The 24,642-nt window shown below is 66.9% G+C and carries 23 protein-coding genes and 1 tRNA gene; 13 read left to right on the top strand and 11 right to left on the bottom strand.

Going from position 1 to position 24,642, the window contains the following annotated elements; all coding sequences use genetic code 11:
* Window positions 1-40: 40 nt before the first annotated feature.
* The 7 genes from AC1MH0_RS17150 to radA form a co-directional block, all read right to left on the bottom strand.
* Window positions 41-370 carry a DUF423 domain-containing protein gene (locus AC1MH0_RS17150; protein ID WP_480963755.1) on the bottom strand — a complete coding sequence of 110 codons (330 nt, stop codon included), beginning with the start codon at window positions 368-370 and terminating at the stop codon, window positions 41-43.
* Window positions 367-2,130 carry a cation:proton antiporter domain-containing protein gene (locus AC1MH0_RS17145; RefSeq protein ID WP_480963754.1) on the bottom strand — a complete coding sequence of 588 codons (1,764 nt, stop codon included), beginning with the start codon at window positions 2,128-2,130 and terminating at the stop codon, window positions 367-369. The genes AC1MH0_RS17150 and AC1MH0_RS17145 overlap by 4 nt, the downstream gene beginning before the upstream one ends.
* Window positions 2,130-2,561, bottom strand: a complete 432-nt coding sequence (locus AC1MH0_RS17140; RefSeq protein ID WP_480963753.1) for an iron-sulfur cluster assembly scaffold protein — start codon at window positions 2,559-2,561, stop codon at window positions 2,130-2,132. The genes AC1MH0_RS17145 and AC1MH0_RS17140 overlap by 1 nt, the downstream gene beginning before the upstream one ends.
* Window positions 2,558-3,124, bottom strand: a complete 567-nt coding sequence (locus AC1MH0_RS17135; protein ID WP_480963752.1) for a CvpA family protein — start codon at window positions 3,122-3,124, stop codon at window positions 2,558-2,560. The genes AC1MH0_RS17140 and AC1MH0_RS17135 overlap by 4 nt, the downstream gene beginning before the upstream one ends.
* Window positions 3,125-3,240: 116 nt before the next feature.
* Window positions 3,241-3,816, bottom strand: a complete 576-nt coding sequence (locus AC1MH0_RS17130) for a YkgJ family cysteine cluster protein (protein ID WP_480963751.1) — start codon at window positions 3,814-3,816, stop codon at window positions 3,241-3,243.
* A gap of 48 nt (window positions 3,817-3,864) precedes the next feature.
* Window positions 3,865-4,197, bottom strand: coding sequence for a hypothetical protein (locus AC1MH0_RS17125; protein WP_426280797.1), 333 nt, complete (start codon window positions 4,195-4,197; stop codon window positions 3,865-3,867).
* A 397-nt stretch (window positions 4,198-4,594) separates the two neighbouring features.
* Window positions 4,595-5,965: a DNA repair protein RadA gene (gene radA, locus AC1MH0_RS17120; protein WP_093399340.1), complete on the bottom strand. Its 1,371-nt coding sequence runs from the start codon at window positions 5,963-5,965 to the stop codon at window positions 4,595-4,597.
* A gap of 103 nt (window positions 5,966-6,068) precedes the next feature.
* Here radA and AC1MH0_RS17115 point away from each other — a divergent pair, with 103 nt between their 5' ends.
* Window positions 6,069-7,220 (top strand): glycosyltransferase family 4 protein, encoded by a 1,152-nt coding sequence (locus AC1MH0_RS17115; RefSeq protein ID WP_480965780.1) that lies wholly within the window; start codon window positions 6,069-6,071, stop codon window positions 7,218-7,220.
* A 137-nt stretch (window positions 7,221-7,357) separates the two neighbouring features.
* Here AC1MH0_RS17115 and AC1MH0_RS17110 read toward each other — a convergent pair whose 3' ends face one another.
* Window positions 7,358-7,651: a DUF2218 domain-containing protein gene (locus tag AC1MH0_RS17110; protein ID WP_480963750.1), complete on the bottom strand. Its 294-nt coding sequence runs from the start codon at window positions 7,649-7,651 to the stop codon at window positions 7,358-7,360.
* Complete coding sequence (locus AC1MH0_RS17105; protein ID WP_480963749.1) at window positions 7,648-8,238, bottom strand: PadR family transcriptional regulator; 591 nt, start codon at window positions 8,236-8,238, stop codon at window positions 7,648-7,650. The genes AC1MH0_RS17110 and AC1MH0_RS17105 overlap by 4 nt, the downstream gene beginning before the upstream one ends.
* 287 nt (window positions 8,239-8,525) lie before the next feature.
* On the opposite strand from AC1MH0_RS17105, the gene AC1MH0_RS17100 reads away from it, so the two are divergent.
* The 3 genes from AC1MH0_RS17100 (at window position 8,526) to AC1MH0_RS17090 (ending at window position 10,827) form a co-directional block, all read left to right on the top strand.
* Window positions 8,526-9,845, top strand: a complete 1,320-nt coding sequence (locus AC1MH0_RS17100; RefSeq protein WP_480963748.1) for a replication-associated recombination protein A — start codon at window positions 8,526-8,528, stop codon at window positions 9,843-9,845.
* Entirely contained in the window at window positions 9,838-10,710 is an 873-nt protein-coding gene (locus AC1MH0_RS17095; protein WP_480963747.1) for a hypothetical protein, read from the top strand. The genes AC1MH0_RS17100 and AC1MH0_RS17095 overlap by 8 nt, the downstream gene beginning before the upstream one ends.
* A gap of 41 nt (window positions 10,711-10,751) precedes the next feature.
* Window positions 10,752-10,827, top strand: a tRNA-Thr gene (locus tag AC1MH0_RS17090).
* Window positions 10,828-10,861: 34 nt separating this feature from the next.
* Here the strand turns inward: AC1MH0_RS17090 and AC1MH0_RS17085 are convergent.
* Entirely contained in the window at window positions 10,862-11,071 is a 210-nt protein-coding gene (locus AC1MH0_RS17085; protein ID WP_480963746.1) for a hypothetical protein, read from the bottom strand.
* Window positions 11,072-11,328: 257 nt separating this feature from the next.
* Here AC1MH0_RS17085 and AC1MH0_RS17080 point away from each other — a divergent pair, with 257 nt between their 5' ends.
* Genes AC1MH0_RS17080 through AC1MH0_RS17070 form a run of 3 tightly spaced genes read left to right on the top strand, consistent with a single transcriptional unit; the run spans window position 11,329 to window position 12,349 of the window.
* A complete protein-coding gene (locus AC1MH0_RS17080; protein WP_480963745.1) occupies window positions 11,329-11,613 on the top strand; it encodes a hypothetical protein in 285 nt (94 codons plus the stop codon).
* A 3-nt stretch (window positions 11,614-11,616) separates the two neighbouring features.
* Window positions 11,617-11,907: a hypothetical protein gene (locus AC1MH0_RS17075; RefSeq protein ID WP_480963744.1), complete on the top strand. Its 291-nt coding sequence runs from the start codon at window positions 11,617-11,619 to the stop codon at window positions 11,905-11,907.
* Between the two features lie 49 nt (window positions 11,908-11,956).
* A complete protein-coding gene (locus AC1MH0_RS17070) occupies window positions 11,957-12,349 on the top strand; it encodes a barstar family protein (protein ID WP_480963743.1) in 393 nt (130 codons plus the stop codon).
* A 519-nt stretch (window positions 12,350-12,868) separates the two neighbouring features.
* Here AC1MH0_RS17070 and AC1MH0_RS17065 read toward each other — a convergent pair.
* Window positions 12,869-15,940, bottom strand: a complete 3,072-nt coding sequence (locus AC1MH0_RS17065) for a TonB-dependent receptor domain-containing protein (protein WP_480963742.1) — start codon at window positions 15,938-15,940, stop codon at window positions 12,869-12,871.
* A 198-nt stretch (window positions 15,941-16,138) separates the two neighbouring features.
* On the opposite strand from AC1MH0_RS17065, the gene AC1MH0_RS17060 reads away from it, so the two are divergent.
* The 6 genes from AC1MH0_RS17060 to nagE all read left to right on the top strand — a co-directional run bounded on the left by AC1MH0_RS17060 (window position 16,139) and on the right by nagE (window position 24,522).
* Complete coding sequence (locus AC1MH0_RS17060) at window positions 16,139-17,161, top strand: glycosylasparaginase (RefSeq protein ID WP_480963741.1); 1,023 nt, start codon at window positions 16,139-16,141, stop codon at window positions 17,159-17,161.
* Entirely contained in the window at window positions 17,158-17,958 is an 801-nt protein-coding gene (locus AC1MH0_RS17055; RefSeq protein ID WP_480963740.1) for a copper homeostasis protein CutC, read from the top strand. Before AC1MH0_RS17060 ends, AC1MH0_RS17055 begins: the two co-directional genes overlap by 4 nt.
* Window positions 17,959-18,097: 139 nt before the next feature.
* Complete coding sequence (locus AC1MH0_RS17050; protein WP_480965779.1) at window positions 18,098-19,114, top strand: SIS domain-containing protein; 1,017 nt, start codon at window positions 18,098-18,100, stop codon at window positions 19,112-19,114.
* Complete coding sequence (gene nagA / locus AC1MH0_RS17045) at window positions 19,111-20,253, top strand: N-acetylglucosamine-6-phosphate deacetylase (RefSeq protein WP_480963739.1); 1,143 nt, start codon at window positions 19,111-19,113, stop codon at window positions 20,251-20,253. The genes AC1MH0_RS17050 and nagA overlap by 4 nt, the downstream gene beginning before the upstream one ends.
* Window positions 20,254-20,326: 73 nt before the next feature.
* Entirely contained in the window at window positions 20,327-22,822 is a 2,496-nt protein-coding gene (gene ptsP / locus AC1MH0_RS17040; protein ID WP_480963738.1) for a phosphoenolpyruvate--protein phosphotransferase, read from the top strand.
* A complete protein-coding gene (gene nagE / locus AC1MH0_RS17035) occupies window positions 22,819-24,522 on the top strand; it encodes an N-acetylglucosamine-specific PTS transporter subunit IIBC (protein ID WP_480963737.1) in 1,704 nt (567 codons plus the stop codon). Before ptsP ends, nagE begins: the two co-directional genes overlap by 4 nt.
* The last annotated feature ends 120 nt before the right edge of the window (window positions 24,523-24,642 follow it).

Genomic DNA, 24,642 nt, shown 5'->3' with positions numbered 1-24,642 from the left:
GCCCAGTCTGGGCACCCGCCTTCGCGGGTGAACAAGAAGGTCAGGTGCGTGCTGCACTCCACGCAAGCCACAGCCAGCCGCCGATCAACAATGCGCCACCGATCGGCGTGATTGGACCGAGCCATCGCCCGCCACCGGCAGCCAGACCGTAAAGCGATCCAGCGAAGAGCAAACCACCGACAACGAAGAGCCAAGCCGGACCACGTGCATCCATCTTGAGGGCAACCAGCGCCGCGACCGCGTGAACCAGTTGATAATGGCTGCCGGTCTTCAACAACTCACGCGCAGTATCACCCGCCCAATGCGACCCCATGGCCCCCGCCGCGACCGCGATCGCGCCCGACAAGGCCGCAAGAATGGCGATGATCATTGCGTATCATTCCCCCAGGGAAAGCGTTTCGCGGTCTCGGCACGCGCCGCGCGCATGTCGCCGGAGTCGATCTGCAACTGCAACCGCTCCTTGTCCCGCGCGCGGTATTGCTCCTCCGCGCGGTCGATATCGGCCGGTGCGATCTCGAGCCCGCGCAGCGCAAGCCGCGCCATCTTCACCGCCGACTCCATCACCTCGCGCACCACCGCGGTCGCCGACGTGTTCTTCAGCTTCACCAGCGCACGGCGATCGAACGCACGGACGTAGATCGCGGCGTCCGGGAAGGCCTCATGCACACCCTCGATCGTGTCCGGGTCGAGCTGGTCGCCGTCCATGCAGAAGCAGATGATCTCCGCCTCCGCCGCGCCCGCCTGCCGCAACAGGTCGAGCCGCGTGCCGTCGCCGTAATAGACCTTCGCGCCGAACTCGCCGGCGATATCGATCATCTCGATATCGGTGTCGATCAGCGTGACGGGGATATCCTGCGCGAGCAGCATCTGGCCGACCGTCTGGCCGAACCGCCCATAGCCGACGATGATCGCATTCGCGCCGTCGACCTTGGGACCGTCGCGCTCCTGCCCCTCGGCGATCGGCTCGGTCCGGAAACGCCGCGTGATCCCCATCAGGAACGGCGTCGTCGCCATCGACAGCGTGATGATCGCGCCGAACAGGCTCGCCGCCTGCGGTTCGATCAGCAGCCCGGCCTGCGCCTGAGCGAACAGCACGAAACCGAACTCGCCGCCCTGGCTGAGCAGCAGCCCGAGCGCGAACGCCTGCCGCCACGTCATCTTGAACGCCATGCCGATCAGCATGATGACGCCGGTCTTGGTCGCGATCAGCGCGGCGGCCATCGCCATCACGAAGAACGGGCGTTCGGCGATCGCGCCCAAGTCGAGCACCATGCCGACCGCGAGAAAAAACAACCCGAGCAGGATCGATCGGAACGGCTCGACATCGGCTTCGAGTTCATGCCGATACGGGCTGTCCGCGAGCATCACGCCGGCGATGAACGCGCCGAGCGCGGTCGAAAGCCCAAGCCATTCCATGATCGCGGCGCTGGCGATCACGGTGAATAGCCCGGCGAACACGAACATCTCGCGCTCGCCAAGATTGCCGATCAGGCGGAAGAACGGACGCAATAGGAAGCGTCCCGCGACGACGAGGCCGACGACGGCGAGCACGGTGTAGATCGCGAGCAACCAGCCGGGAGGCGCATTCGCGTCGGCTGGGTTGCGGCTCATCGCGGCGACGATCGTGATCAGCGGCACGATCGAGAGGTCCTGGAACAGCAGGATCGAGAACGCGCGCTCCCCGAACGGGGTCTTCATACGCCCCGAAGAGCGCAGCATCGGCAGCACCTGCGCGGTCGACGACAGCGCGAGTGGCAGGCCGAGCGCGAGCGCGGCGGGCAACGAGAACTTCGCTCCGACCCAGACGATCGCGGTGATCGCCAAGCCGCAGATCGCGACCTGAAGGAGTCCCAATCCGAAGATCTCCTCCTTCATCTTCCACAGCCGCGACGGGTTCAGTTCGAGCCCGACGATGAACAGCAGCAGCGTAATGCCGAGTTCGGCGAACCCGAGCTTCGACTCCGCATCGCCGACCAAACCGAGCACGTGCGGCCCGACAACCGCGCCCGCGACCAGATACCCCAGCGTCGCACCGAGACCGAGCCGGCGGAACAGCAGCACGAACATCAGCCCGAACCCAAGCAATACGACGCCGTCGCGGAGCAGCGACGGGGCCGTACCCTCCGCCATCAGACTTTCGCCTTTGCAGCGGTATCGGCAGCCTCGGCCGCGGCTTCGAACGCAAGCCGGATCGAGGGGTGCCGCGCGGTGTAGTCGAGCGCGGGGCTGAAGATATCCATTCCCGGCCAATCGGGCGCATCGCCCTCGCGTGCAAGCCACGCCGTCAGCGCGTCGCGCGTCGCGGCAAGTTCGGCGGGCGTGCGGCCGAGGATGTTCGACGCCAGCAGCGACGACGACGCCTGGCCGAGCGCGCAGGCGCGGACCAGCAGGCCGACTTCGCTAACCTTGCCCTCATCGTCGACAGCGACGTCGATCGTTACGCGGCTGCCGCAGATCGGCGAGCGCTTCTCCGCAGTCGCCATCGGCTCGGGAAGGCGTTCATGGTGCGGGATCGTCGCGGCAAGGCGGAGGATCTCGGCATTGTAGAGGGGCGCGCTCATGATTTCGGCTCGCTTGCGTTATCGGATTTGGAAGGCGGCGTGGTTGCGCCGAATACGGGCTTGCCGCGCCGGCGGCGGTCGACGAAGTCGGCGATCCCCGCGCTGGTCGCGTTGAGCAGCGGATATGTCCGCGATGTCGTCATCCAGCCGGGCCGCCGCGACGGGCCGCCGCTCATCGTGTCCATGACGAGCGTCGCGAGCAGGAAGACGAGGCTGGCGAGGATAAGCCCTTTCAACGCGCCGAACCCGAAGCCGAGCGCGCGATCGACCGGGCCGAGGATCGAGGTTCGCGTCCGGGCACCGATCGCGTTGGCCACCAGGCGGCCCCCGATATAGGTCACCCCGGTAATGATCGCGAAGGCGAGCACCGCGGCCCCACCCACCGTGCCGATCATCGGCGACAGCGCCGCGGCGAGCGGGATATGAAACAGCTTCAGCATCGCCACCATCGCCACCCAGGCGAACATCGACAGCACTTCGGTAACGAAGCCGCGGATCAGGCCGAGCACCGCCGACCCGGCGACGGCAAGCAGGACGACGATGTCTAGCGCGGAGAGGTTCATGCTGTCTGGAATAGGGACGCAGGGGCCGAACCGCTAGTGCGCGCAGTCGTCGACGCGGTCAGCCCCGTCGGTGGCGACTGCGTAAACCCGGAACGGCCGGCTGGACGATGGGTGCATCAACCGCCCCTTCCCTTGTGATTGGAACCGAAAACCGCGTAGCGCTCGCGCCATGCGGCAACTTCGCCCTGGAGATGCGCGGGCGCGGCGCCTCCCGAAAGAACGAAGCGCGCGACGTCGTTGTCGGGATGCATCAGCATCTTCTGTGCCCCGTCGCTGAACCAGACCGGGACGAGCTGGTCGCACACGCTGTCCAGCACGGTGGCCGCCATGCCGTTGGCAATCGCGTCGCTGCCGGCGAGCAGGCGGACGTTGATCGAGATGCCTTCGAAGCAGTTCTGTGGTTGGTCGACGAAATTGATCGAGACGAGCAAGCCGGACCGATCGGGTCGGGCCTCGTCGGGCAGGCTCGCCGCCCGCCGCCAGACGCAGAACCAGGTTCGGCAGATCCGGGGGCGGACCGCATGGATTCCGCACCCTCGTCCCGTAAGGTGGATACACGGCGTTCCCGCAGGCTTGGCGAGTTCGGGCGTGTCGACGACGAGTTCGGTGCAGCACGCGGTGCACGCCCCGCAATCCCGATCGGCTAGGACGGGGCCCAACAGCGCGGTTTCCAAGTCGGCATATGGTTGCATCTGCGCGCGCGCGTCCGTCGGGGTCGGTGTGTCACGCCAATCCACAATTCAATTCCCTTCGGAATCCACCGTGAAAACCATCGGCTTGCCCCGCGACATTGGCTCCCACCCCGCAGCTAAGGCCGCACGCACGCCGCGAGCGATCGTCGCGTCGTCGATCTGGAGCCGTCCGCGCGGCAAGCCCTTCAACAGGCGCTTCGGCGCCGGGAACTCGAGCAGCGCTTCGCGTTTGGCGTCGTCCTGCAACAGCGAGATCGTCATGCCCTTCCAGCCTTCGGCATCCGTGTGTTGCGGTTCGCGCTGGAGGTGCCAGTCGTATCGGGTGCCGTCGACCTCGACGGTACCGGTATTGCTTTTCGTGTTCGCCATGCGGGCGGCCATAGCATGGCTGTCGCGAGAGGCCATGTGTTGGGCTTGTTGCGGATTTGCGGGACGCGGTGCCGTTGCGTGGTTGGGTCGATCAGTGCGTGACGATAGCAGTGAGTGCACCACCCCGGCGGAGGCCGGGGCCCAATTGGAGCGGTCGTGATGGCTAAGCGCGGCGATCGCCAGCAGCGTTTCCCAATTGGGCCCCGGCCTCCGCCGGGGTGGTGCTGTCCTTTGAATAAACCGTGCCGAACAATCAAAAGGGTGACCAGGTACGCGGCTTTGAGCGCTAATTACCCTATCGGCCATGAAAGTACGGCTCAACACCGTCACGACCGCTGCCATGTTCTCCCGCGAAGGCGGGAGTCCAGTCTGGGTCCCCGCCTTCGCGGGGAAACAAGGTTTCTGGTGCCTAACCACGCCCCATCATGTGGTCGACGAACGACGCCAGCGTCTTGAACCCCGAGAGTTTCATCCCGCTCTTCTCACCCGTCATCGACGCCGGCACCAATGCGCGTTCGAAGCCAAGCTTGCTCGCCTCCTTCAATCGAAGCGGCCCATGCGCGACCGGGCGGATCTCGCCCGACAGCGCCACTTCGCCGAACGCCACCGCGTCGACCGGGACCGGTCGCTCCGACATCGCCGAGATCAGCGCCGCCGCCACCGCCAGATCCGCCGCGGGATCCTGTACGCGGTAGCCGCCGGCGATGTTCAGATACACTTCGGCGTTGGAGAAGCTCAGACCGCACCGCGCTTCCAGCACGGCCAGGATCATCGCGAGACGCCCCGAATCCCAGCCGACGACCGCACGCCTCGGTGTCGCACCCGACGCCAAGCGTACCGTCAACGCCTGAATCTCGACCAGCACCGGCCGCGTTCCTTCGAGCGCCGGGAACACCGTCGCCCCCGTCATCGCGTCGTCGCGGTGGGTCAGGAACAGCGAGGACGGGTTGCCGACCTCCGCCAGCCCTTCGGTCTGCATCGAGAACACGCCGATCTCGTCGGTGCCGCCAAAGCGGTTCTTGATTGCGCGGAGGATGCGGTATTGATGGCTGCGCTCGCCCTCGAAGCTCAGCACCGTGTCGACCATGTGCTCGAGCACGCGGGGGCCGGCGATCGAGCCGTCCTTCGTCACGTGCCCGACCAGGACGACGGCAGTCCCGCGTTCCTTTGCGAAACGGATCAGCTCTTGCGCCGACGCGCGCACCTGGCTGACGGTGCCGGGGGCGCCTTCGATCAGGTCGGAGTGCATCGTCTGGATCGAATCGATCACGAGCATCGCCGGCGGTCGCGTCTGCAATGTCGTCAGGATGTCGCGGGTCGAGGTCGCCGCCGCGAGTTGCACCGGCGCATTGCCGAGCCCGAGCCGTCGCGCGCGCAACCGAACCTGATCCGCCGCTTCCTCGCCCGAGACATACGCGACCGACTGCCCGGCAAGCGCCATCTTCGCCGCCGCCTGCAACAACAGCGTCGACTTGCCGATCCCCGGATCGCCGCCGATCAGCGTTGCCGACCCCTCGACGAACCCGCCCCCCAGCGCACGATCGAGTTCGGCGATGCCGGTCGCCATCCGGTCTGGCAGCTTGATTTCGGCATCGAGCCCGACGAGCTGGATCGCGCGGCCGCCGGTCTGAAGATTATGCTTCGAATGGAACGGCGTAGCGGCAGTGTTCGCCTCCTCGACCAGCGTGTTCCACTCGCTGCAATCGGCGCATTGCCCCGCCCAGCGGTGCGATACCGATCCGCAGGCCTGACATACGTAACGCTTCTGGGGTTTCGCCATGCCCCCGATGTACGAGAACGATACGGGAACATCAATGGGTGGCGGCCGGCCTATGTTGCGGATTTAGTGGCGCTTGGCGGCGCACGGCGTTATCCGCGCGACGATGCACGCCACCGACCTGCGCATCGCCCTGTTCAGCGGCAACTATAATTACGTACGCGATGGCGCAAACCAGGCGCTGAACCTGCTCGTCGGCCATCTGCTGGCGAAGGGCGTGACGGTGCGTGTCTATTCGCCGACCAACGCCAGGCCCGCCTTCCCGCCGACCGGCGATCTGGTCGCGGTGCCGTCGCTGCCGCTGCCTGCCGGGCGCGGCGAATACAAGATGGCGCGCGGGCTACCGGCCGCGATCCGTCGCGACCTGGATGCGTTCGCGCCGAACATCGTCCATGTGTCGGCCCCCGATTTCCTCGGCCACCGCGCGATCAGCTATGGCCGCCGCAACGGCATCGCGACGGTCGCCTCGCTGCACACGCGGTTCGAGACGTATTTCCGCTATTACCGGATGGCGTTCTTCGAACCGATCATGGTGAAGATCCTGACGCGCTTCTACAACCGCGTCGACGAAGTGCTGGTGCCGGGCCGCGGCATGGCGGAGATCGTCCGCGACTGGGGCGTGACGACGCCGACCGCGATCTGGTCGCGCGGGGTGAACCACGATCGATTCACGCCGACACGCCGCGATCTCGAGTGGCGGCGCGCGCGGGGAATTGCAGACGGCGAGGTTGCTGTCGGGTTTCTCGGGCGGCTAGTAAAGGAGAAGGGTCTCGACGTTTTCGCCGACGTGATCCGGACGCTGGAACAGCGCGGCGTGCGCCACAAGGTGCTGGTGATCGGCGAGGGCCCCGCGCGGAGCTGGTTCGCGGAGCGTGTACCGGGGGCGATCTTCGCGGGGTTCCAATCGGGCGACGATCTCGGCCGCGCGGTCGCGTCGATGGACGTGTTCTTCAATCCGAGCGTGACCGAGACGTTCGGCAACGTGACGCTGGAGGCCATGGCGGCGGGTGTGCCCGTCGTTGCCGCTCGCGCATCGGGTGCGGTCGGATTGGTCGATGACGGCGTGACGGGGTTTCTCGTGCCGCCGACGGATATTGCCGGGTACGCGGATGCGATCGGGCGGATCGTCTCGGAGCCGGGCCTGCGCGAGACGATGGGCTGGGCCGGGCACGACAAGGTCGCCGGGTATCTGTGGGATACGATCAACCAGACCGTCCTGGACACGTATCTCGAGGTGATGGCGCGGCGGGGTAAGTGATGCCCTGATCTGCCCCCCTCCCTGAAAGGGAGGGGTTGGGGGTGGGTCGGCTTCCGCATGTTCAGGCGTAGATGGCTCGAACCGGCCTACCCACCCCCGGCCCCTCCCTTTCAGGGAGGGGGCAGGTTGCACTTCGCTCAGGGCGCGGTCACCCAGTCGAACGTCAACGGCGCCTCGCGGAAGGCGAAGCGGTCGAGGTGGCTCGACACCACCCCACGCATCCGCTCGACGTCCTCTGCCTCCGGCACCGTCAGCGCGACGTCCAGCGTTTCGCTGTCCGCGCGCATCTCGAGCACGGCGCCGTTCGGGAAGGCGATGCGGCCTTCTTCCTCCGAGAAGGTGACCTCCATCTTGTGGCTCCAGTGCTTGGCAAGCTGCTGGAGATACTTGCTCGCCGAATGCGTCGGCACCCTCGCGACCGAGACGCTCACTTGAGCCGCTCGATCTTCTGCGCCGCCTCGTCGAGCAGCGCCGCGACTTCGTGCAGCGTATCCTCGTTGACGTCCTCGCGCATCAGCCGGTGCTGGAGCACCTGCCGAAGATTGCCCATCGCCCGCCGGATCGGCGCGCCATCGGTCCGCTCGGACTCCGCCCCGACCGCCGCCAGCCGCGCGAACAGACCGTCCACCACGGCCGCATTCTCGGCGAGATGCGCGCGGCCCTCGTCGCTCGCCGCAAAGCGCTTCTTCGCGCCTTCCGACTGCTGCTCTTCGATCAGGCCCATCTCGTCGAGCATGCTGAGCGTCGGATAGACGACGCCCGGGCTCGGCGCATAGCCGCCCCCGGTCAGCCCCTCGATCTCGCGGATCAGGTCGTAGCCGTGGCGCGGTGCGTCGGCGATTAGCTTCAGCATCACGAGCTTCAGCTCGCCGCCATCGAACAGCCGCCGACCACGCCCTCGTGGGCCGCCACCCTGCTTCCAAGCCGCATGCTCGGGTCCGTGGTCGCGACCGCCATGCCTGTGACCGTCGCCCCGCGGGCCACCGGTCCAAGCTCCATATCCCATACCAAAACGCATTTGAGTGTTCTCCGATATATCTTCATTCATGGATTGCGATATATCGCAGACTGTTTCGGGTTCAAGAGGGGCGACGAAAAGATTCGCTTTTTCAGGTCCGTCATTTCCGCGGAGGCGGGGACCCCGACCTTCGGACCGCACGAGCGTGCAAAGCCGTCAGCCAGTATGGATCCCCGCGTGCGCGGGGATGACGATGCGTATGAAGCTGACGAAGTGTGTCAGGATGCTCAGCGCGCTTGGCTGGCCGGCGGATGGGCAAACCGCCCCCCGGCCCCTATCTTCCGCCAATGGCCGATCTCTTCGCGGGCTTCGAACCCGCCGCCCCCACCGAAACGCATCCCGAAAACGCGCCGCTCGCCGATCGCCTGCGTCCGCGCACGCTAAGCGAGGTGGTCGGGCAGGATCACATCACCGGCCCCGAAGGCGCGATCGGCAGGATGGTGTCGGCGGGCCGGCTGTCCTCGATCATCCTGTGGGGCCCGCCCGGCACCGGCAAGACGACGATCGCGCGGTTGCTCGCCGACGCGGTCGACCTGCGGTTCGTCGCGATCTCGGCCGTCTTCTCCGGCGTCGCGGACCTCAAGAAATCCTTCGCCGAGGCACGCGAGCATGCCAAGATCGGTAAGCGCACCTTGTTGTTCGTGGACGAGATCCACCGCTTCAACCGCGCGCAGCAGGACGGCTTCCTGCCCTATGTCGAGGACGGCACGGTGACGTTGGTCGGCGCCACCACCGAGAACCCGTCGTTCGAACTCAACGCCGCGTTGCTCAGCCGCGCGCAGGTGCTGATCCTCGAACGGCTCGGCCGCGGTGCGCTCGAACAGTTGCTCGACCGCGCAGAGACTGAGATGGAGCGTCCCCTGCCCCTCACCCCGCCCGCCAAGGATGCGCTGATCGCCAGCGCCGACGGCGATGGTCGCTTCCTGCTCAACCAGGCGGAGACGCTGTTCTCGGTAAACCTGCCCGAACCGCTCGACCCCGCCGGACTGTCGAACTTCCTGCAACGCCGCGTCGCAGTGTACGACAAGGATCGCGAGGGGCATTACAACCTCATCTCCGCGCTCCACAAATCGATCCGTGGGTCGGATCCGCAGGCCGCGCTCTATTATCTCGCGAGAATGCTCACGGCGGGCGAGGAACCGCTGTTCCTGCTCCGCCGCCTGACCCGCGCTGCAGTCGAGGATATCGGGCTCGCCGACCCGCAGGCGCTAATCCAGTGCATCGCCGCGAAGGACACATACGACTTCCTCGGCAGCCCCGAAGGCGAACTGGCGATCGCGCAGGCCTGCGTGTATCTCGCGACCGCGCCAAAATCGAACGCGGTCTACAAGGCGCAGAAGGCGGCGTGGAAATCGGCGCGCGAGACCGGGTCGTTGATGCCCCCCGCGTCGATCCGCAACGCGCCAACCAAGCTCATGCGCGATATCGGCTACGGCAAGGGCTATGCGTACGATCACGATGCGGAGGATGCGTTCTCCGGCTCGGATTACTGGCCCGACGAGATGAGCGCGCAGACCTTCTATACGCCAACCGAACGCGGGTTCGAGAAGCGCCTGTCGGAACGGCTCGCCTATTGGGATGCTTTGCGCGCCGAGAAGAATGGCTGAACCACGCTTCACGCGGTTTGCGGCGATCGACTGGTCCGGCGCGCAAGGGCATCGACACAAGGGCATCGCGGTCGCGGTCTGCGAGACGGGCGATGCAGCGCCGGCGCTGGTTGTCCCACTAAGCGCCAGTGCATGGTCGCGCGACGACGTGCTCGACTGGTTGCTCGACCAGGCTATGCCGATGCTGATCGGGCTCGACCTCTCCCCCGCCTTTCCGTTCGTGGATGAAGGCGGGTATTTCCCCGGCGCGCCCGACAGTCCGCCCGACGCCCGCGCCCTGTGGAAGATGGTCGACGATGCCTCGACTGCCGACCCGCACCTTGCCGTCTCCAGCCTGCTCACCGACACCGAAATCCGCCGCCACTTCCGCCAGCACCGCGATTGCGGCGACCTGTTCCCCGGTGGCGCAGGCCGGATGCGCGTCTGCGAGCACGGGCAACGCGCGATGGGCCTTTCCCCCACGAGCTGCTTCAACCTCGTCGGCGCGGCGCAGGTCGGCAAGTCGAGCCTTACCGGCATGCGCGTGCTCCACCGCCTCGCCGGCCGCGTGCCGATCTGGCCGTTCGACCCACTCCCCTTGGAAGGTCCGGTAATCGTCGAGATCTACACCACCATCGCCGCGCGCGCCGCCGGTATCCGCAAGGGTCTCAGCAAGATGCGCGATGCCGCCTCGCTCGACACGGCACTCGCCAATCTCGGCAGCCAGCCGCACCAGCCGCTCGCTCGCTACGACGACCACGCCACCGACGCGATCCTCACCGCCGCGTGGCTCCGCGCCAACGCCGATCGCCCCGATCTCTGGACACCGGCAGCGATGACACCGCATATTGCGAAAACCGAGGGCTGGACCTTCGGCGTATCTTGAAGCATGGGGTCGCGACGCATCGGGCAGAGCCCGACGTAAGGGCCGGTTTAGCTCAGTTGGTAGAGCGCCAGTTTTGTAAACTGGATGTCGCGGGTTCGATTCCTGCAACCGGCACCACATCGCCTCTACAAGTTTCTAAAGCTCCAGCCTCTCAGTCGCGCGGGGCTCGTGCGATCACGGCTTGAGCGACGCGGAGGCGCGCCTTCCATGTTTTCACCGACGGATGCCCAGCCGCGAGGTCGCGTAGCCGCCCTTCGATCTGTGCCACCTCCCGCTTGGCTGCCTCGAGCTCGACGGAGGTCGGCGGCGGCTGGATATTGGCACGCGCATGTGCGCCGGTGCGTCCCTTGGTTTTGGTCATGGAAGGCTCGATGGGCTCAGATGCCCGTTCCGGTCAATGAGGGATGACATCGTGAAACCGCGGCGAGGATCACCGACGCCGCAACGGTCACGATAGGAAACCAGCCGGACGTGCCGCTCGTCCACGCCTATGCCATGTGAAGAGCGGCATCTGTGGTACCAGGACCGCCTTCGACGAACGTACCGCGGAACCAGCCTTCGAAGTTGAGCGCTTGGACCGTAGAATGCCGGCCTCGCCGGCGATGATGAGGTGCGAGCATGACGGAAGCGACCTGGGGCGACGACGCGAAAACGCCGGACATCGATTGGCGGATGAGCGCCGCGCTGGAGACGGTGCCGCGTGGCGACGAGGATCTGGCCGAGGTCACGAGCCTGGAAGGTGCCGTCCGTGCCTGGACCGCTCTCGATCCCGAGCATCGCAACACGGCGGTCCTCACGCCGGAGCGCTTCGTGCAGATCGACGGCGCGTCCCATGCCTCTCTCACCGGTGACGGCATCGCCGCGTTGGTCGATCGCCTGCCCAGCGCGAACGACGAAGGCTGACGCGTGGCAACCGCGAGCGTTCGCTTCGAGCTTGGCGAGTATGAATGGCTGGCGGAGCGGAACGGTATCCTCTTTCTCGGGCACACAGATCTCGGCATGGTCGAGTTCCTGATCACCAGCGAAGCATTGGTCGAACTGATCGATCCGGACCTCGAAGGGATCGACCGCGACACGGCTATCGAGACGTATTTGGAATTCGAGTCCGACATCCACCGGATCGCCCGGCGGGAGTTCGTCAGCCGGCTTGGCGGCGAGCCCCCCGTCCTCCTCACCGCGGCCGACGTTTCCGGATGAACCGTCGAGGGCGTGCAAGGCGCGGGCGATGCGGGCCGGGGTATCCTCGATGACCACGACGCTGACGCTTGCCGGTGGCGACATCCATGACATCCCGTCATTTTATGCGGAGATCAACCGCGTCTTCATGGCTGAAGAGGATTGGAAGCTGGGCGAAAGCCTCGACGCACTCGATGACATGCTGCGCGGCGGCTACGGTGCCATTCAGGGACGCGCACCGGTCCGCCTGGTCTGGCAGGATATCGCCAGGGCTCGCGCCGGCCTGGGGCTGGAGACAACGCGCGCGTACCTGCAGGCGAAGCTGGAACGACCCGAATTGTACGACGTCGAACGGATCGGCCGTCAACTCGCGGCGCTGGAGAGCGGTGCCGGGCAGACCTATTTTGAGATCATCCTTGAGGTCATCGCGGGACATCCAACGATAGAACTCGTTTCCACCTGACGGTATCATCATGGGAGTTGCGGGTTTTGTGTCCGAACTCGAGCATTGCCGCAGAAGCCACCTCGTGCCGACCCGCAATTCCCATGGAAGACGAATAACTTTCCACCGATCGAAAAGCCGTCGAGCGACGTGCACACCCAGGGCGCGCGGACGAAACGAGCGCTGCGATAGGGTTGGTCGCTCTCGGAGGGCTGTTGCCGACGCATTTCGACGTGCTCGAAATGGACCCGGTGATGAGCGTCGATGTCGCTGCCGGGCTGAAACAGGCGGCGATTATCGTGCGGCTGTGAGCGTCCCGCTGTTCACGGCGACCGTCGCCGTCGCCGCACGCGTGAAGTTACCTTACGCGTTCGGTGACGTAACTCTCAGACCGGGCCGGGTCAGCTGCCGGCGCAGCGACTGGCGGACCATGGACGGTTCCAGCATCCCCGACATGAAAAAATCCCCCGCGCCATAAGGCACGGAGGATCTTCATTCGACACCATTGGCTCGCGTCGACCGACACGAGCCGGCGTTGCATCAGAACCGGACGGTCGCACCCACGGCCAGGTTGCGACCGAGCGAGTCGTAGCGCTGTGGGATCGTGTTCGTGCGCGCGAGGGCGACGTTGTACGAGTCCGGAACGATCGGCGCGCTCTTGTCGAGCAGGTTGTTCGCGATCAGGCGCAGCGAGAACTGCTTGTCGATCGCGAAGTTGAGCGCGAGGTCGAAATAGCTCTTCGGCGACACCCGGTAGTAGCTGGTCCGCGCGCGTGCGTCCGTGCCACCGATCGCCGGGTCACCCGAATTGTCCGCGTTGGTCAGCGACCCGACATAGCGCCAGTTGAACGACGCGCTGAAGCCACGGTCGAGCGTGGTGTAGGTCGCGCGCAGGCCGTGCGACCATTTCGGGATCAGCTGGCCACAACCGTTGCCGTAATAGCCTGCGCAGTTGCGCTCCGGCTGGACCGGCGAGTCCTGGCCGCCCGCGAACGTCGTCAGCGACCCGTTGAAGTTCCAGTCGATCTTGCCGGCGCTGGCGAGGTCGAGCGTGTACTGCGCCTGGAAGTCATAACCGCGTGCGATCGACGTGTAGTAGTTGGTCGTGCCCTGACGGATGAAGCCGGTGGTCGGGTTGCTCCCGGCCGTCGAATACAGCGTGCCGGTGCCCGGATTCCGGACGATGCCCTGGCAGAAGAACGCGTCGCCGTTCGAACGCTGGCAGCCATCGGTGTAATAGCTGAAGTCGTTATAGCCGAGCGAATCGTTGATCTTGATCTGGTAGCGATCGACCGAGAACACCAAGCCCTTCACGAACCGCGGCTTCACGATCAGGCCGTAGGTCTGCGTGTAGGCGGTTTCCGGATCGGCGGTGTAGCCACCCGAGCGCACGGTGCATGCCGCCGAGCCGTTCGGCGCGGTGCCGTTGCTGCACAGCAGGGTCTGGCTGCCGTAAAGCGCATCGGACAGGCCGGTTGCACGACACACTTCGCGCGACGCGATCGGCGCGCCGTAGGTCACGCCATTGGCGCCGTTGACGACGGTCGGTGCGCAGAAATCGTTGAACGTGCCTGCGCCGCCCGACGCGAAATCGACGTTAGTCGCCTGGCGGATTTCGGTCACCGTCGGCGCGCGCTGCGCCTTGTTGAACGAGGCGCGGAACGTCAGGTCGCTGACGGGGGCATAGATACCCTCGATCTTCCAGGTGTTGAACGTGCTCGGGTTGCTGCTGTACTTCGACACGCGGTAGCCGCCGTTCACCTGCAACAGGTCGGCGAAGCGCTTGTGCTCGACCAGCGGCGCCTGGACCTCGATATTGGCCTCCCAGACGTCCTGCTTCAGATAGCTGTCGGTGCCACCCAGACCTGCGCGATACACGCTGTCGGCAGTCGATTTGAGCGTATCCTTGCGATATTCCGTGCCCAGCGCGATCGCGACGCCCTGCTCCGCGAACGGCGAGGTGATGCCGTATTTGCCGAGGTCGCCGGTGACGTTGGCCTGCACGTCGTACAGCGTGCCGGTGGTCGCCGCCGTACCCTGGTCATACAGATAGTCGATGAGGGCCGGATTGGTGTTGCCCGCGCTGAACGCGTCGAAGGGAACGCAGGCAGGATCCGTGGTCGTCGCGCAGGTCGGTGCGGCGCGCGTGCCACCGACGTTGATCGAGTTCCGCAGGTTGGTCGCGTTGACGAAGCTCGGCGTGTAATCCTGGTGGTTGCGCGCATAGACGCCGCCGACGTCATAGGTCCACGCGCTGCCGACCTTGCCGCGGACGCCGCCGGTCAGGCGAACACCGGTGTTCAGATACGCGTCGGGCTGATCATTGCCCTCACCAAGACGATAGCGAAGATCGATCGGTGCCGTCGCCACCGTGCCAGCCGCAGCACCGCAGATCGCGGTTGCCTGCGACGTCGACAGGAACGGGTTGTTGCAGTTCACCTGCACGCTACCGCCGGCGATCGCCGGGTAGTTGTTGTACGACTTGTCGCGGAACCAGATGCCCGACGCATACAGCTCGGCGTCGGGCGCTATGTCGAGGCTGACGAAGCCACCGGCGTTCACGCGCTCGGATGGGCGCTGATACGCGTAGTTGCTGAAATAGTTCGAGGCGTTGCCGGCACCCGGACCGAACGGCACGAAAGTACGCGTGCCGTTCGGGTTGTTGATGAGCTGCGCGTTCGCGTTCGCACCGCTGAGCGGCGTGATGAGCCCGCTGGTCGAGCTGCTGGGCGTCAGGCCGCACGACAGCGGCGCGTTCAGGCTGGTCTGCGTCAAATAGCAGCCCGAGTTCGAGCGAGCCGACAACAGCACTTCGTCGGTATGCTTGTAGTTGACGAAGCCGTTGATCCGCAGCGCGCCGTCGAACAGCTTCTTGCCCGCGGTCAGCGTGACGTCGGCACGACCGCCGTCGTTGGTCAGGCCGCGCGGGCTGCTGAAGCCCGACGAACGCGCCAGCGACGACACGACCGTGTCCTTGTTGTTATGGTTGTAGAAATTATAGTTGCCGTCGAGCTGGATGCCCTCGAAATCCTTCTTCAAGACGAAGTTGACGACGCCCGCGACCGCGTCCGACCCGTAGACCGACGAGGCGCCGCCGGTCAGCACGTCGACCCGCTCGAGCAGCGACGGCGGGATGATACCGACGTCCTGGCCGTTCTGCGTGCCGAGGCGCTTGCCGTCGATCAGGACCAGCGTGCGCTCGAACCCGAGGCTGCGCAGCTTGATGCGCTGGCGACCGTCGGAGTCGTTATAGGTTTGCTGGCTGTCCGGCGCGATCTGCGGCAGGCGGTTCAGCACGTCCTCGACGTTGACCGCCGCCTGCGCGCGAATGTCCTGCGCGGTGACCGAGGTGATCGGGGCCGCCGACGTCATGTTCGGACGCTGGATGCGCGAGCCCGTAACGACGATCGTGTCGTCCTTCGGCGTGTCGCGATCGACAGCAGTGGTTGCGGTGGTGGCATCCGCCTCGACCTTGGCTTCGGCGGGCGTGCTCGCGGCAGCCTGGGCGGGCGTCACGGCCTGCGCGGGCACGTCCTGTGCGAACGCCGTGGTAGCGGAAAACACGAGAGATCCGACGAGCGCGATCCGCGAAACAGAATGGCCGAAGTTCATACCTACCCCTAAAAAAGCCCGGTTGCGTGATAGCGCTATACCGGTTGCCCGTACTGGTTTGGTCAAAAGACGTCGCCAGTCAATGCCGAAGCAATACCGGTCTAGAACATTTGCGTTGGAATGTTGCAAATCGGCGTCACTACTGGCGGTCGCCATCTCCTTGCGATAGCGTGCACACAAGAACGCAAGGGGGATCTGATGGAGAACACGCGACGGTCGTTGCTCGCCGGCTTGGGCGGCCTGGGCATGATACCATTCGTAGCGACTCGCGCGGCTGCCCGATCGGGTGCCGCGACGGACGCCCCGGCGACCGGCGCCATGGTCCTGTCGACGTGGGATTTCGGCGCTGCCGCCAACGCGGTGGCCTTCGCGGAACTCGCCAAGGGCGGCTCCCTGATCGACGCGGTCGAGGCCGGCGCGATGGTACCCGAGGCGGACCCTACCAACCACAGCGTCGGCTATTCCGGCTATCCCGACCGCGACGGCTATGTCACGCTCGACGCGGTCATCATGGACGATGTCGGCGGAGTCGGGGCCGTCGCCGCGCTGGAGAACACGGTGCATGCGATCTCCGTCGCGCGCCGCGTCATGGAGCGGACGCCGCATACCTTCCTCGTCGGCGAAGGCGCGACACGGTTCGCGCGCGACCAGGGATTCCCGCAACAGTCGCTGCTCACTCCGGAATCGGAAAAGGCATGGCGCGACTGGCTCAAGACCGCGAAATACCAACCCGAAGCCAATAGCGAGAATCGCATCACCCGCACGCCAGGTGGCGCGCTCGACCATGACACGATCGGCCTGCTCGCGCGCACGGCCGACGGGCGGATGGCGGGCGCCTGCACGACCTCCGGCATGGCGTTCAAGATGCGCGGCCGGGTCGGCGATTCGCCGCAGGTCGGATCGGGGCTGTACGTCGAGGCGGGCGTCGGCGGTGCCACCTCGACCGGACTTGGCGAGGAAGTGACCCGCGTAGCCGGCTCGGCGCGCGTCGTCGCGTCGATGCGCGGCGGTTCGACGCCGCAACAGGCATGCGAAGAGGTCGTTCGACACATTGCCAAGCTGCGCGGCGATGCGATCCGCGGCGTTCAGGTCGGCTTCCTCGCGCTCGACACGAAGGGCAATGTCGGCGCGTTCTGCCTGTTGCCGGGCTTTACCTATGCTGTCACCGACGCGCGCGGCAAGACGACGGTGCTGAAGGCGCGGTCGCTTTTCCAGGCGTGAGCGTCGCGGAAGACATGGATCGGGGTTCGCGAACGATTCTCGAAGTCTGCGTCGAGGATCTGCACGGTATCGACGCGGCGATTGCCGGCGGCGCGGACCGCATCGAACTATGCGCGGCGCTCAGCGTCGGTGGGCTCACCCCGCCCGCGTCGCTGATCCGGGCAGCGGCGGCTTCATCGGAGGTCTCCGGCGTCCCCGTCCACCTCCTGGTCCGACCACGCGAAGGCGGCTTCGTCTATACCCCGAGCGAGCAGGCGCTGATCGCCGACGACATCCGCACCGCGGCCGAAGCTGGATTGGCGGGAATCGTCATCGGTGCGCTCGATGCCGACCACCGGCTCGATCTGCCCGCGCTTGCCGCTTGGGTCGCCCATGCCCGATCGCTGGGCGATGCTCGCGGACGTCCACTCTCGCTGACGCTGCACCGCGCCTTCGATCTATGCCGCGACATGCCCGACGCGCTGGAGTCTGCCGTCACGCTCGGTTTCGACCGAATCCTGACCTCGGGCGGCGCCCCTAAGGCGATCGACGGCGTCACGATGCTGGCGGCACTGCACCAGCAAGCCGCAGGGCGGATCATCGTGCTCGCGGGAAGCGGGGTCTCGCCGGAGACCTTGCCCGCGATCCTCGCGACCGGTGTCCGCGAAGTCCACGCCTCGTGTCGCGCGCCCTCCGCGACCGCCGCGGATCCAGCCGAACTCCGCTTCGGCTTCGCCTCGCCGGGACGCGCAGCCACAAACCGCGACGCGGTAGAGCGACTGGCGAACATGGTGGCCGGACATCAGGCGCTTGAATAATACCAATCCATAACTTACTCAAACCGGTCTGGGTCGGGGGGCCTCTCTCCTCGCCGAACGCCAATCGAAGCGAGCCGCCATGCACGACGCCACCCCGCCCCCGCTAACACCCCCGCCGATTGTGGAAACGGCAACGCTGATGTTCCGCGAGGCTGCGGAATCGTCCGATGCCGTCGCGCGGATGCTCGCGACCAACGCCGCGGCGTTCGCGGCGCTCGGTGCACGTCTTCGTAGCGCCCCGCCCGCGGTCGTCGTGACCTGCGCGCGCGGCTCCTCCGATCATTCGGCGGTGTATGGCAAGTATCTGATCTGGACGAAGACCGGCATACCCGTTGCGGCCGCAGCGCCGTCGGTCGTATCAATCTACGACGCACCGCTCGGCGCGCGGAACACGCTGTGCATCGCGGTATCGCAGAGCGGACGCAGCCCCGACCTGCTCGCCGCAGTCGCCGCGCAGAAGGCCGCCGGCGCGCATGTCGTCGCATTCGTCAACGACGAGACTTCGCCGCTCGCCGAAACCGCCGACACGCTTATCCCGCTGTGCGCCGGACCGGAAAAGTCGGTCGCGGCGACCAAATCCTACATCTGCTCGCTCGCCGCCTTCGCCGCGCTCACCGCCGAATGGGCCGACGACGATGCGTTGCGTAGCGCCGTTGCCGCCCTCCCCGCCGACCTCGCACGCGCCTGGGCGCTCGACTGGTCGGCCGCCGTCGCACCGCTGCGCACGGCGACCAATTTGTTCGTGATCGCGCGCGGCATGGCCTTCGGCATCGCCAACGAGGCGGCGCTGAAAATGAAGGAAACCTGCGCGCTGCATGCCGAATCGTTTAGCTCGGCCGAGGTCCGCCACGGCCCGATGCAGCTGGTCGAGGACGGCTTCCCGTTGCTCGCCCTCGCGACCTCCGACGCAGCCGGCGACGGCGTGCGCGATGCGGCGCGCGAGTTCGCCGAGCGTGGCGCAAGCGTGTTGCTCGCCGATGCCGGGCTCGATGGCAGCAGCGACGACGGCATTCTGCCCGCGTTGAAAGCGCATCCGGCGATCGAGCCGATCCTGATGATCCAGAGCTTCTATCGCATGGTCAACGCCCTCTCGCTTGCTCGCGGGTTCAACCCCGACGCACCGTCGCATCTCAGCAAGGTGACGCGCACGTTATGACGATCTTCCGGTTTTCGAATGGCCATGTGGTCACCCCCGCGGGCGTCCTGAACGACGCGACGATCGTCGTCGAAGACGGTCGCATTGCGCGTATCGGCGACGCGACTTCCGATCAGGCCGTGGATCACGCGATCGATCTCGATGGCGGCTGGCTGATGCCGGGCTTCGTCGATACGCAGGTCAACGGCGGCGGCGGCGTGCTGTTCAACGATACGCCCACGGTCGAGGGCATCGCCGCGATCGGCGCGGCGCACCGCCCGTTCGGCACCACCGCGTTCCTGCCGACGCTGATCAGCGATACGCCCGACGTGATCGCGCTCGCGCTCGACGCGGTCGACGCGGCGATCCTCGCAGGCGTCCCCGGCGTGCTCGGCATCCATATCGAGGGCCCGGTGATCAGCCCGGCGCGCAAGGGCATCCACGACCCGACGCGCTTCCAGGATCTCGACGACGATCTGCTCGCGCTGCTGACCCGCCCCCGCCTCGGCCGGGTCATGGTGACGCTCGCGCCCGAGCGCGTGACCGCGGCACAGATCGCGACGCTGACCGCGGCAGGCGTACTCATCAGCATCGGCCATAGCGACGCGGATCACGCCACCGCGAGCGCCGGGATGGCCGCTGGGATCACCGGCGTGACGCATCTGTTCAACGCGATGTCGCCGCTGGTCCACCGCGCCCCGGGCGTGGTCGGCGCGGTGCTCGACGACCAGGCGGTGTATTGCGGGATCATCGTCGACGGCTTCCATGTCGACGACGCGGTGCTGCGGATCGCGTTGCGCGCACGGCCGCACGACCGGTTCATGCTGGTATCCGACGCGATGCCCTGCGTCGGCGCGGCGGAGAAGTCGTTCGTGCTGCAGGGCCGTGAGATCCATGTCGAGAATGGCCGCTGCGTCGGCGCCGACGGCACGCTGGCGGGCTCCGATCTCGACATGACAGGCGCGGTCCGCAACACGGTAGACCGGCTCGGCGTCGCGCCCGAGATCGCCGCGGCGATGGCGGCGACCTATCCGGCGGCGTTCCTGCGGCTGTCGCAGGAGCGCGGCACGTTGCAGGTCGGCCGCACCGCCGACTGGGTCGTGCTCACCCGCGACCTGCATCCGGTCGGCACGTGGATCGGCGGGGCAAGCGCGGCCTGACCGCCTTAACCCTGCTTTTGCGCCCCTCCCTTTTCGGCATCGAGCCCTCCCCTTTGGTATCGAGAACGCACCCATGGCCTCCATCCTCCTGACCGCGCCGATGCAGGGCTGGGCAACGCCGATCGACGAAGTCCCCGACGCGGTGTTCTCGGAGCGGATGCTGGGGGACGGCGTCGCGATCGATCCGACCGGCGACTGTCTCTACGCTCCCTGTGCCGGGACCGTGCTGACGCTGTTGCCGAGCGGCCACGCGATCACGCTCGCCACGCCCGAGGGTGCGGAGATCCTGATCCACATCGGGCTCGATACGGTCGCACTCAGCGGACGCGGCTTCAGCCCCTGCGTCGCGGTCGGCGACACGGTCGAGCGCGGGGCACCGCTGATCCGCTTCGACCTCGACATGCTCGTGCGCGAGGCCCGCGCAGTCGTCACGCCGATCGTTGTCGTGAACCCTGACCGGTTCAGCATCGTCCACGCCGTTTCCAGCGAACTGGTCGCGGTCGGCGATCCGCTGATGACGCTCGAACCCAGCGATGCGGTCGCACACCGCGAAACGAGCCAGGACGGCGCGACGCACGCACGCACGGTCGTCGTGCCCCTCCCCCACGGCATCCACGCCCGCCCCGCCGCGCGCCTTGCCGCGACCGCCAAGCACTTCGACGCCGACGTGACGCTCGCATCCGGCGACAAGACCGCCAACGTCCGCAGCGCGATAGCCCTGCTCGCTTTGGCGATCCGCCACAACGAGACGATCATCGTGACTGCGGCAGGTGCAGACGCCGCCACCGCACTCGCGGCGATCTGCGACCTGATCGAGAGCGGCATGGACGAGCCGGCCGAGGCCCCCGTCCGTGCGCCCACCGTCGCTCCCTCGCCAGCCCGCCCCGCAGTCGACGGCGCGCTGACCGGCGTCACCGCAGCGCCCGGCCTGGCAATCGGCCGCGCCCGCTGGTTCCGTCCCGCCGATATCGTCGTCCCCGAACAGGGCGAAGGCATCGCCGTCGAGGAGGCTCGCTTCGATGCGGCCGTCACGACGCTGTCGACCCGTTTCGCGGAGCGCGCCCGCAGCGCAACCGGTCCCGAACGCGCGATCGTCGAGGCGCATGCGGCGATGCTCGACGATCCCATGCTCCACGAAACGACGCGCAACGGCATCGCGCGCGGCGAGAGCGCCGGTCATGCCTGGCGCGCCGCGATCCGTCCGCAGGCCGACGCGTTGCGCACCAGCACCGATCCGCGGCTTGCCGAGCGCGCCGACGACATGCTCGATCTCGAACGCCAGTTGCTCGCGCTGATCGCCGGGGTCGAGACCACGCCGCTGTCGTTCCCGCCCGACACGATCCTGCTCGCGGACGACCTGCTGCCGTCGCATGTCCTGTCGCTCGACCGCGCGAACATCGTCGGCTTCTGCGTCGAGCGCGGCGGTCCGACCTCGCACGTCGCGATCCTCGCCGCGACGATGGGCCTCCCCGCGCTGGTCGCGATCGGAACGCCGTTGAACACCGTCGCCGACGACACGCCAGTGATCCTCGACGCGGGCGAAGGCCTGTTGCGGATCGATCCCGACGCCGACACGCTCGTTGCCACGCAAGTCCGGATCGTCCAGGCGCAGGTCCGCCGCACCGAAGCCCTCGCGCGCGCCGGCGAACCCTGCCGCATGGCCGACGGCACCCGGATCGAGGCGTTCGCCAATCTCGGCGCGCTCGGCGATGCGCATCTCGCGGTCGAGAACGGTGCGGAAGGCTCGGGCCTGTTGCGCACAGAATTCCTGTTCCTCGAACGCGATGCCGCACCGACGGTCTCCGAACAGACCGCCGATTACCAGGCGATCGCCGACGCACTCGACGGGCGTCCGCTGATCGTCCGCCTGCTCGACATCGGCGGCGACAAGCCCGCGCCGTATCTGCCGATGGCGCCGGAAGAGAACCCCGCGCTGGGCCTGCGCGGCATCCGCGTCGGCCTCGCATACCCGCAGATCCTGGAGGATCAGGTCCGCGCGATCCTGTCGGTAGAGCCCGCCGGGCAATGCCGGATCATGGTGCCGATGATCGCTAGCCTCGACGAACTGCGCGCCGTCCGCGCGGTGGTCGACCGCGTCGCCGCCGAGATCGGCATCGTCGACCGCGTGCCCGTAGGCGTGATGATCGAGACGCCCGCCGCCGCCGTCACCGCCGACCTGATCGCCGCGGAGGCCGATTTCCTGTCGGTCGGTACCAACGACCTCACGCAATACACGCTGGCGATGGACCGCGACAACGCCGCCGTCGCGAGCGGGATTGACGGACTGCACCCCGCCGTCCTCCGGCTGATCGCGCAGACCTGCAAGGGCGGCGCGGTGCATGGGCGCTGGACCGGCGTATGCGGCGGGCTCGCGTCAGACCCGCTCGCCGTCCCGATCCTGATCGGGCTCGGCATCACCGAACTCTCGTCCGCACCCGCGCTCGTGCCCGAGATCAAGGCGCTGGTCGCGACGCTGACCATGGAGGCATGCCGCGCGCATGCCGCCGCCGCGCTGCAATGCGCATCCGCCGCCGACGTCCGCTCGCTCGCCCGGGAGTTCACCGCATGAAATCGATCCTCGAAGCCCTCCAGCCGCTCGGCCGCGCGCTGATGCTGCCGATCGCGGTGCTGCCGATCGCAGGCCTGCTGCTCCGCCTCGGCCAGCCCGACCTGCTCGACATCGCCTTCATCAGCGCGGCCGGCGACGCGATCTTCTCGCATCTCGGGCTGCTCTTTGCGATCGGCGTCGCCACCGGGTTCGCGCGCGACGGCAACGGTGCCGCGTGCCTCGCCGGCGTCGTCTGCTTCCTGGTCGCGACCGAAGCGGGCAAGGTCCTGATCACCGTCGCACCCGAAGTATCCGCAGGGCTGACCGGCGTCTCCGCGGACCTCGCCATCGCGGCGTGGAAGGCCAAGGCGATGGCGCGGCTCGACGTGCCGATCGGCATCCTGTCGGGGCTCGCGGGCGGGACGCTCTACAATCGCTATTCGACGATCAAGCTGCCCGAATATCTCGCTTTCTTCGGTGGCCGACGGTTCGTGCCGATCGTCAGCGGCGTGGCGGGTCTCGTGCTCGCGGCGGTGTTCGGCTTCGGTTTCTCGCTGCTGAGCCAGGGCGTCGACCAGTTGAGTGTCGCGATCACCGGCAGCGGTGCGATCGGCGTGTTCGTGTTCGGGCTGCTCAACCGCCTGCTGCTCGTCACCGGGCTGCATCATTTGCTCAACAACATCGTCTGGTTCGTCGCCGGCGATTACCACGGCACGTCGGGCGACCTGCGCCGCTTCTTCGCAGGCGATCCGTCGGCGGGAATCTTCATGGCCGGCTTCTTCCCGGTGATGATGTTCGGCCTGCCCGCCGCGTGCCTCGCCATGTACCATTCCGCCAAGCCCGAGCGCCGGAAAGCGGTCGGCGGCATGCTGCTCAGCCTCGCGCTCACCTCGGCGCTGACCGGCGTCACCGAGCCGATCGAGTTCAGCTTCATGTTCCTCGCGCCCGTGCTCTACGCGGTGCACGCGGTGCTGACCGGCCTGTCGATGGCGTTGATGGACCTGCTCGGCGTCAAGATGGGCTTCGGCTTCTCGGCGGGGCTGCTCGACTACGTGCTGAACTTCGGCAAGGCGACCCGACCGCTCGTCCTGCTGCCGGTCGGCGCGGTGTATTTCGTGCTGTATTACGGCCTGTTCCGCTTCTTCATCCGCAAGTTCGACCTCGCGACGCCTGGGCGTGAAGCCGAGACGGTCGCGGCAGTAGCAACCCCCGCGGCAGGCGGGCGCGGTGCGGCGTTCGCGCAGGCGCTTGGCGGCGGGGCGAATTTGACGACGGTAAGCGCGTGCACGACGCGGTTGCGGTTGATCGTGGTCGACCAGTCCGCGGTCGACGATGCCGCGCTGAAGGCACTCGGCGCGCGCGGTATCCTGCGCCCGTCGAACTCCGCACTCCAGGTCGTGCTCGGGCCGATCGCCGATGTCGTCTCGATGGAAATCCGCGATGCGCTGGCGTTGGGCGGCGATGTGGCGATCAAGCCTGCCGTGACTGTCGCGGAGGATACGATCAACCTGTCGTCCGCAACCGAGGGCGCGCTCGGCGGGGCAGCGAATGTCATTGCCGCTAGCCGCCATACTGGCCGAATGCGCGTTCTGCTGGTCGATATCGCGCTAGCGGACGATGCGGCGCTAGCGAAACTCGGTATCCGCGCAATCGCCCGCCCCGCGCCAGGCCAGCTTCACGTGCTCGCGACCGACACGGTTCTGACGACCCTGGTCCGCTAGACCACTGATCCTCCCCCGCCAGGGGGAGGTGGCTGGCACTTGCCAGACGGAGGGGGAGGAAAGGAAAACGCCTGTTCCATGTCCTCCCCCTCCGTCACCTTCGGCGACACCTCCCCCTGG

Source organism: Sphingomonas sp. AP28 (assembly GCF_056680455.1).
This window is presented reverse-complemented; position numbering and strand designations above follow the sequence as displayed.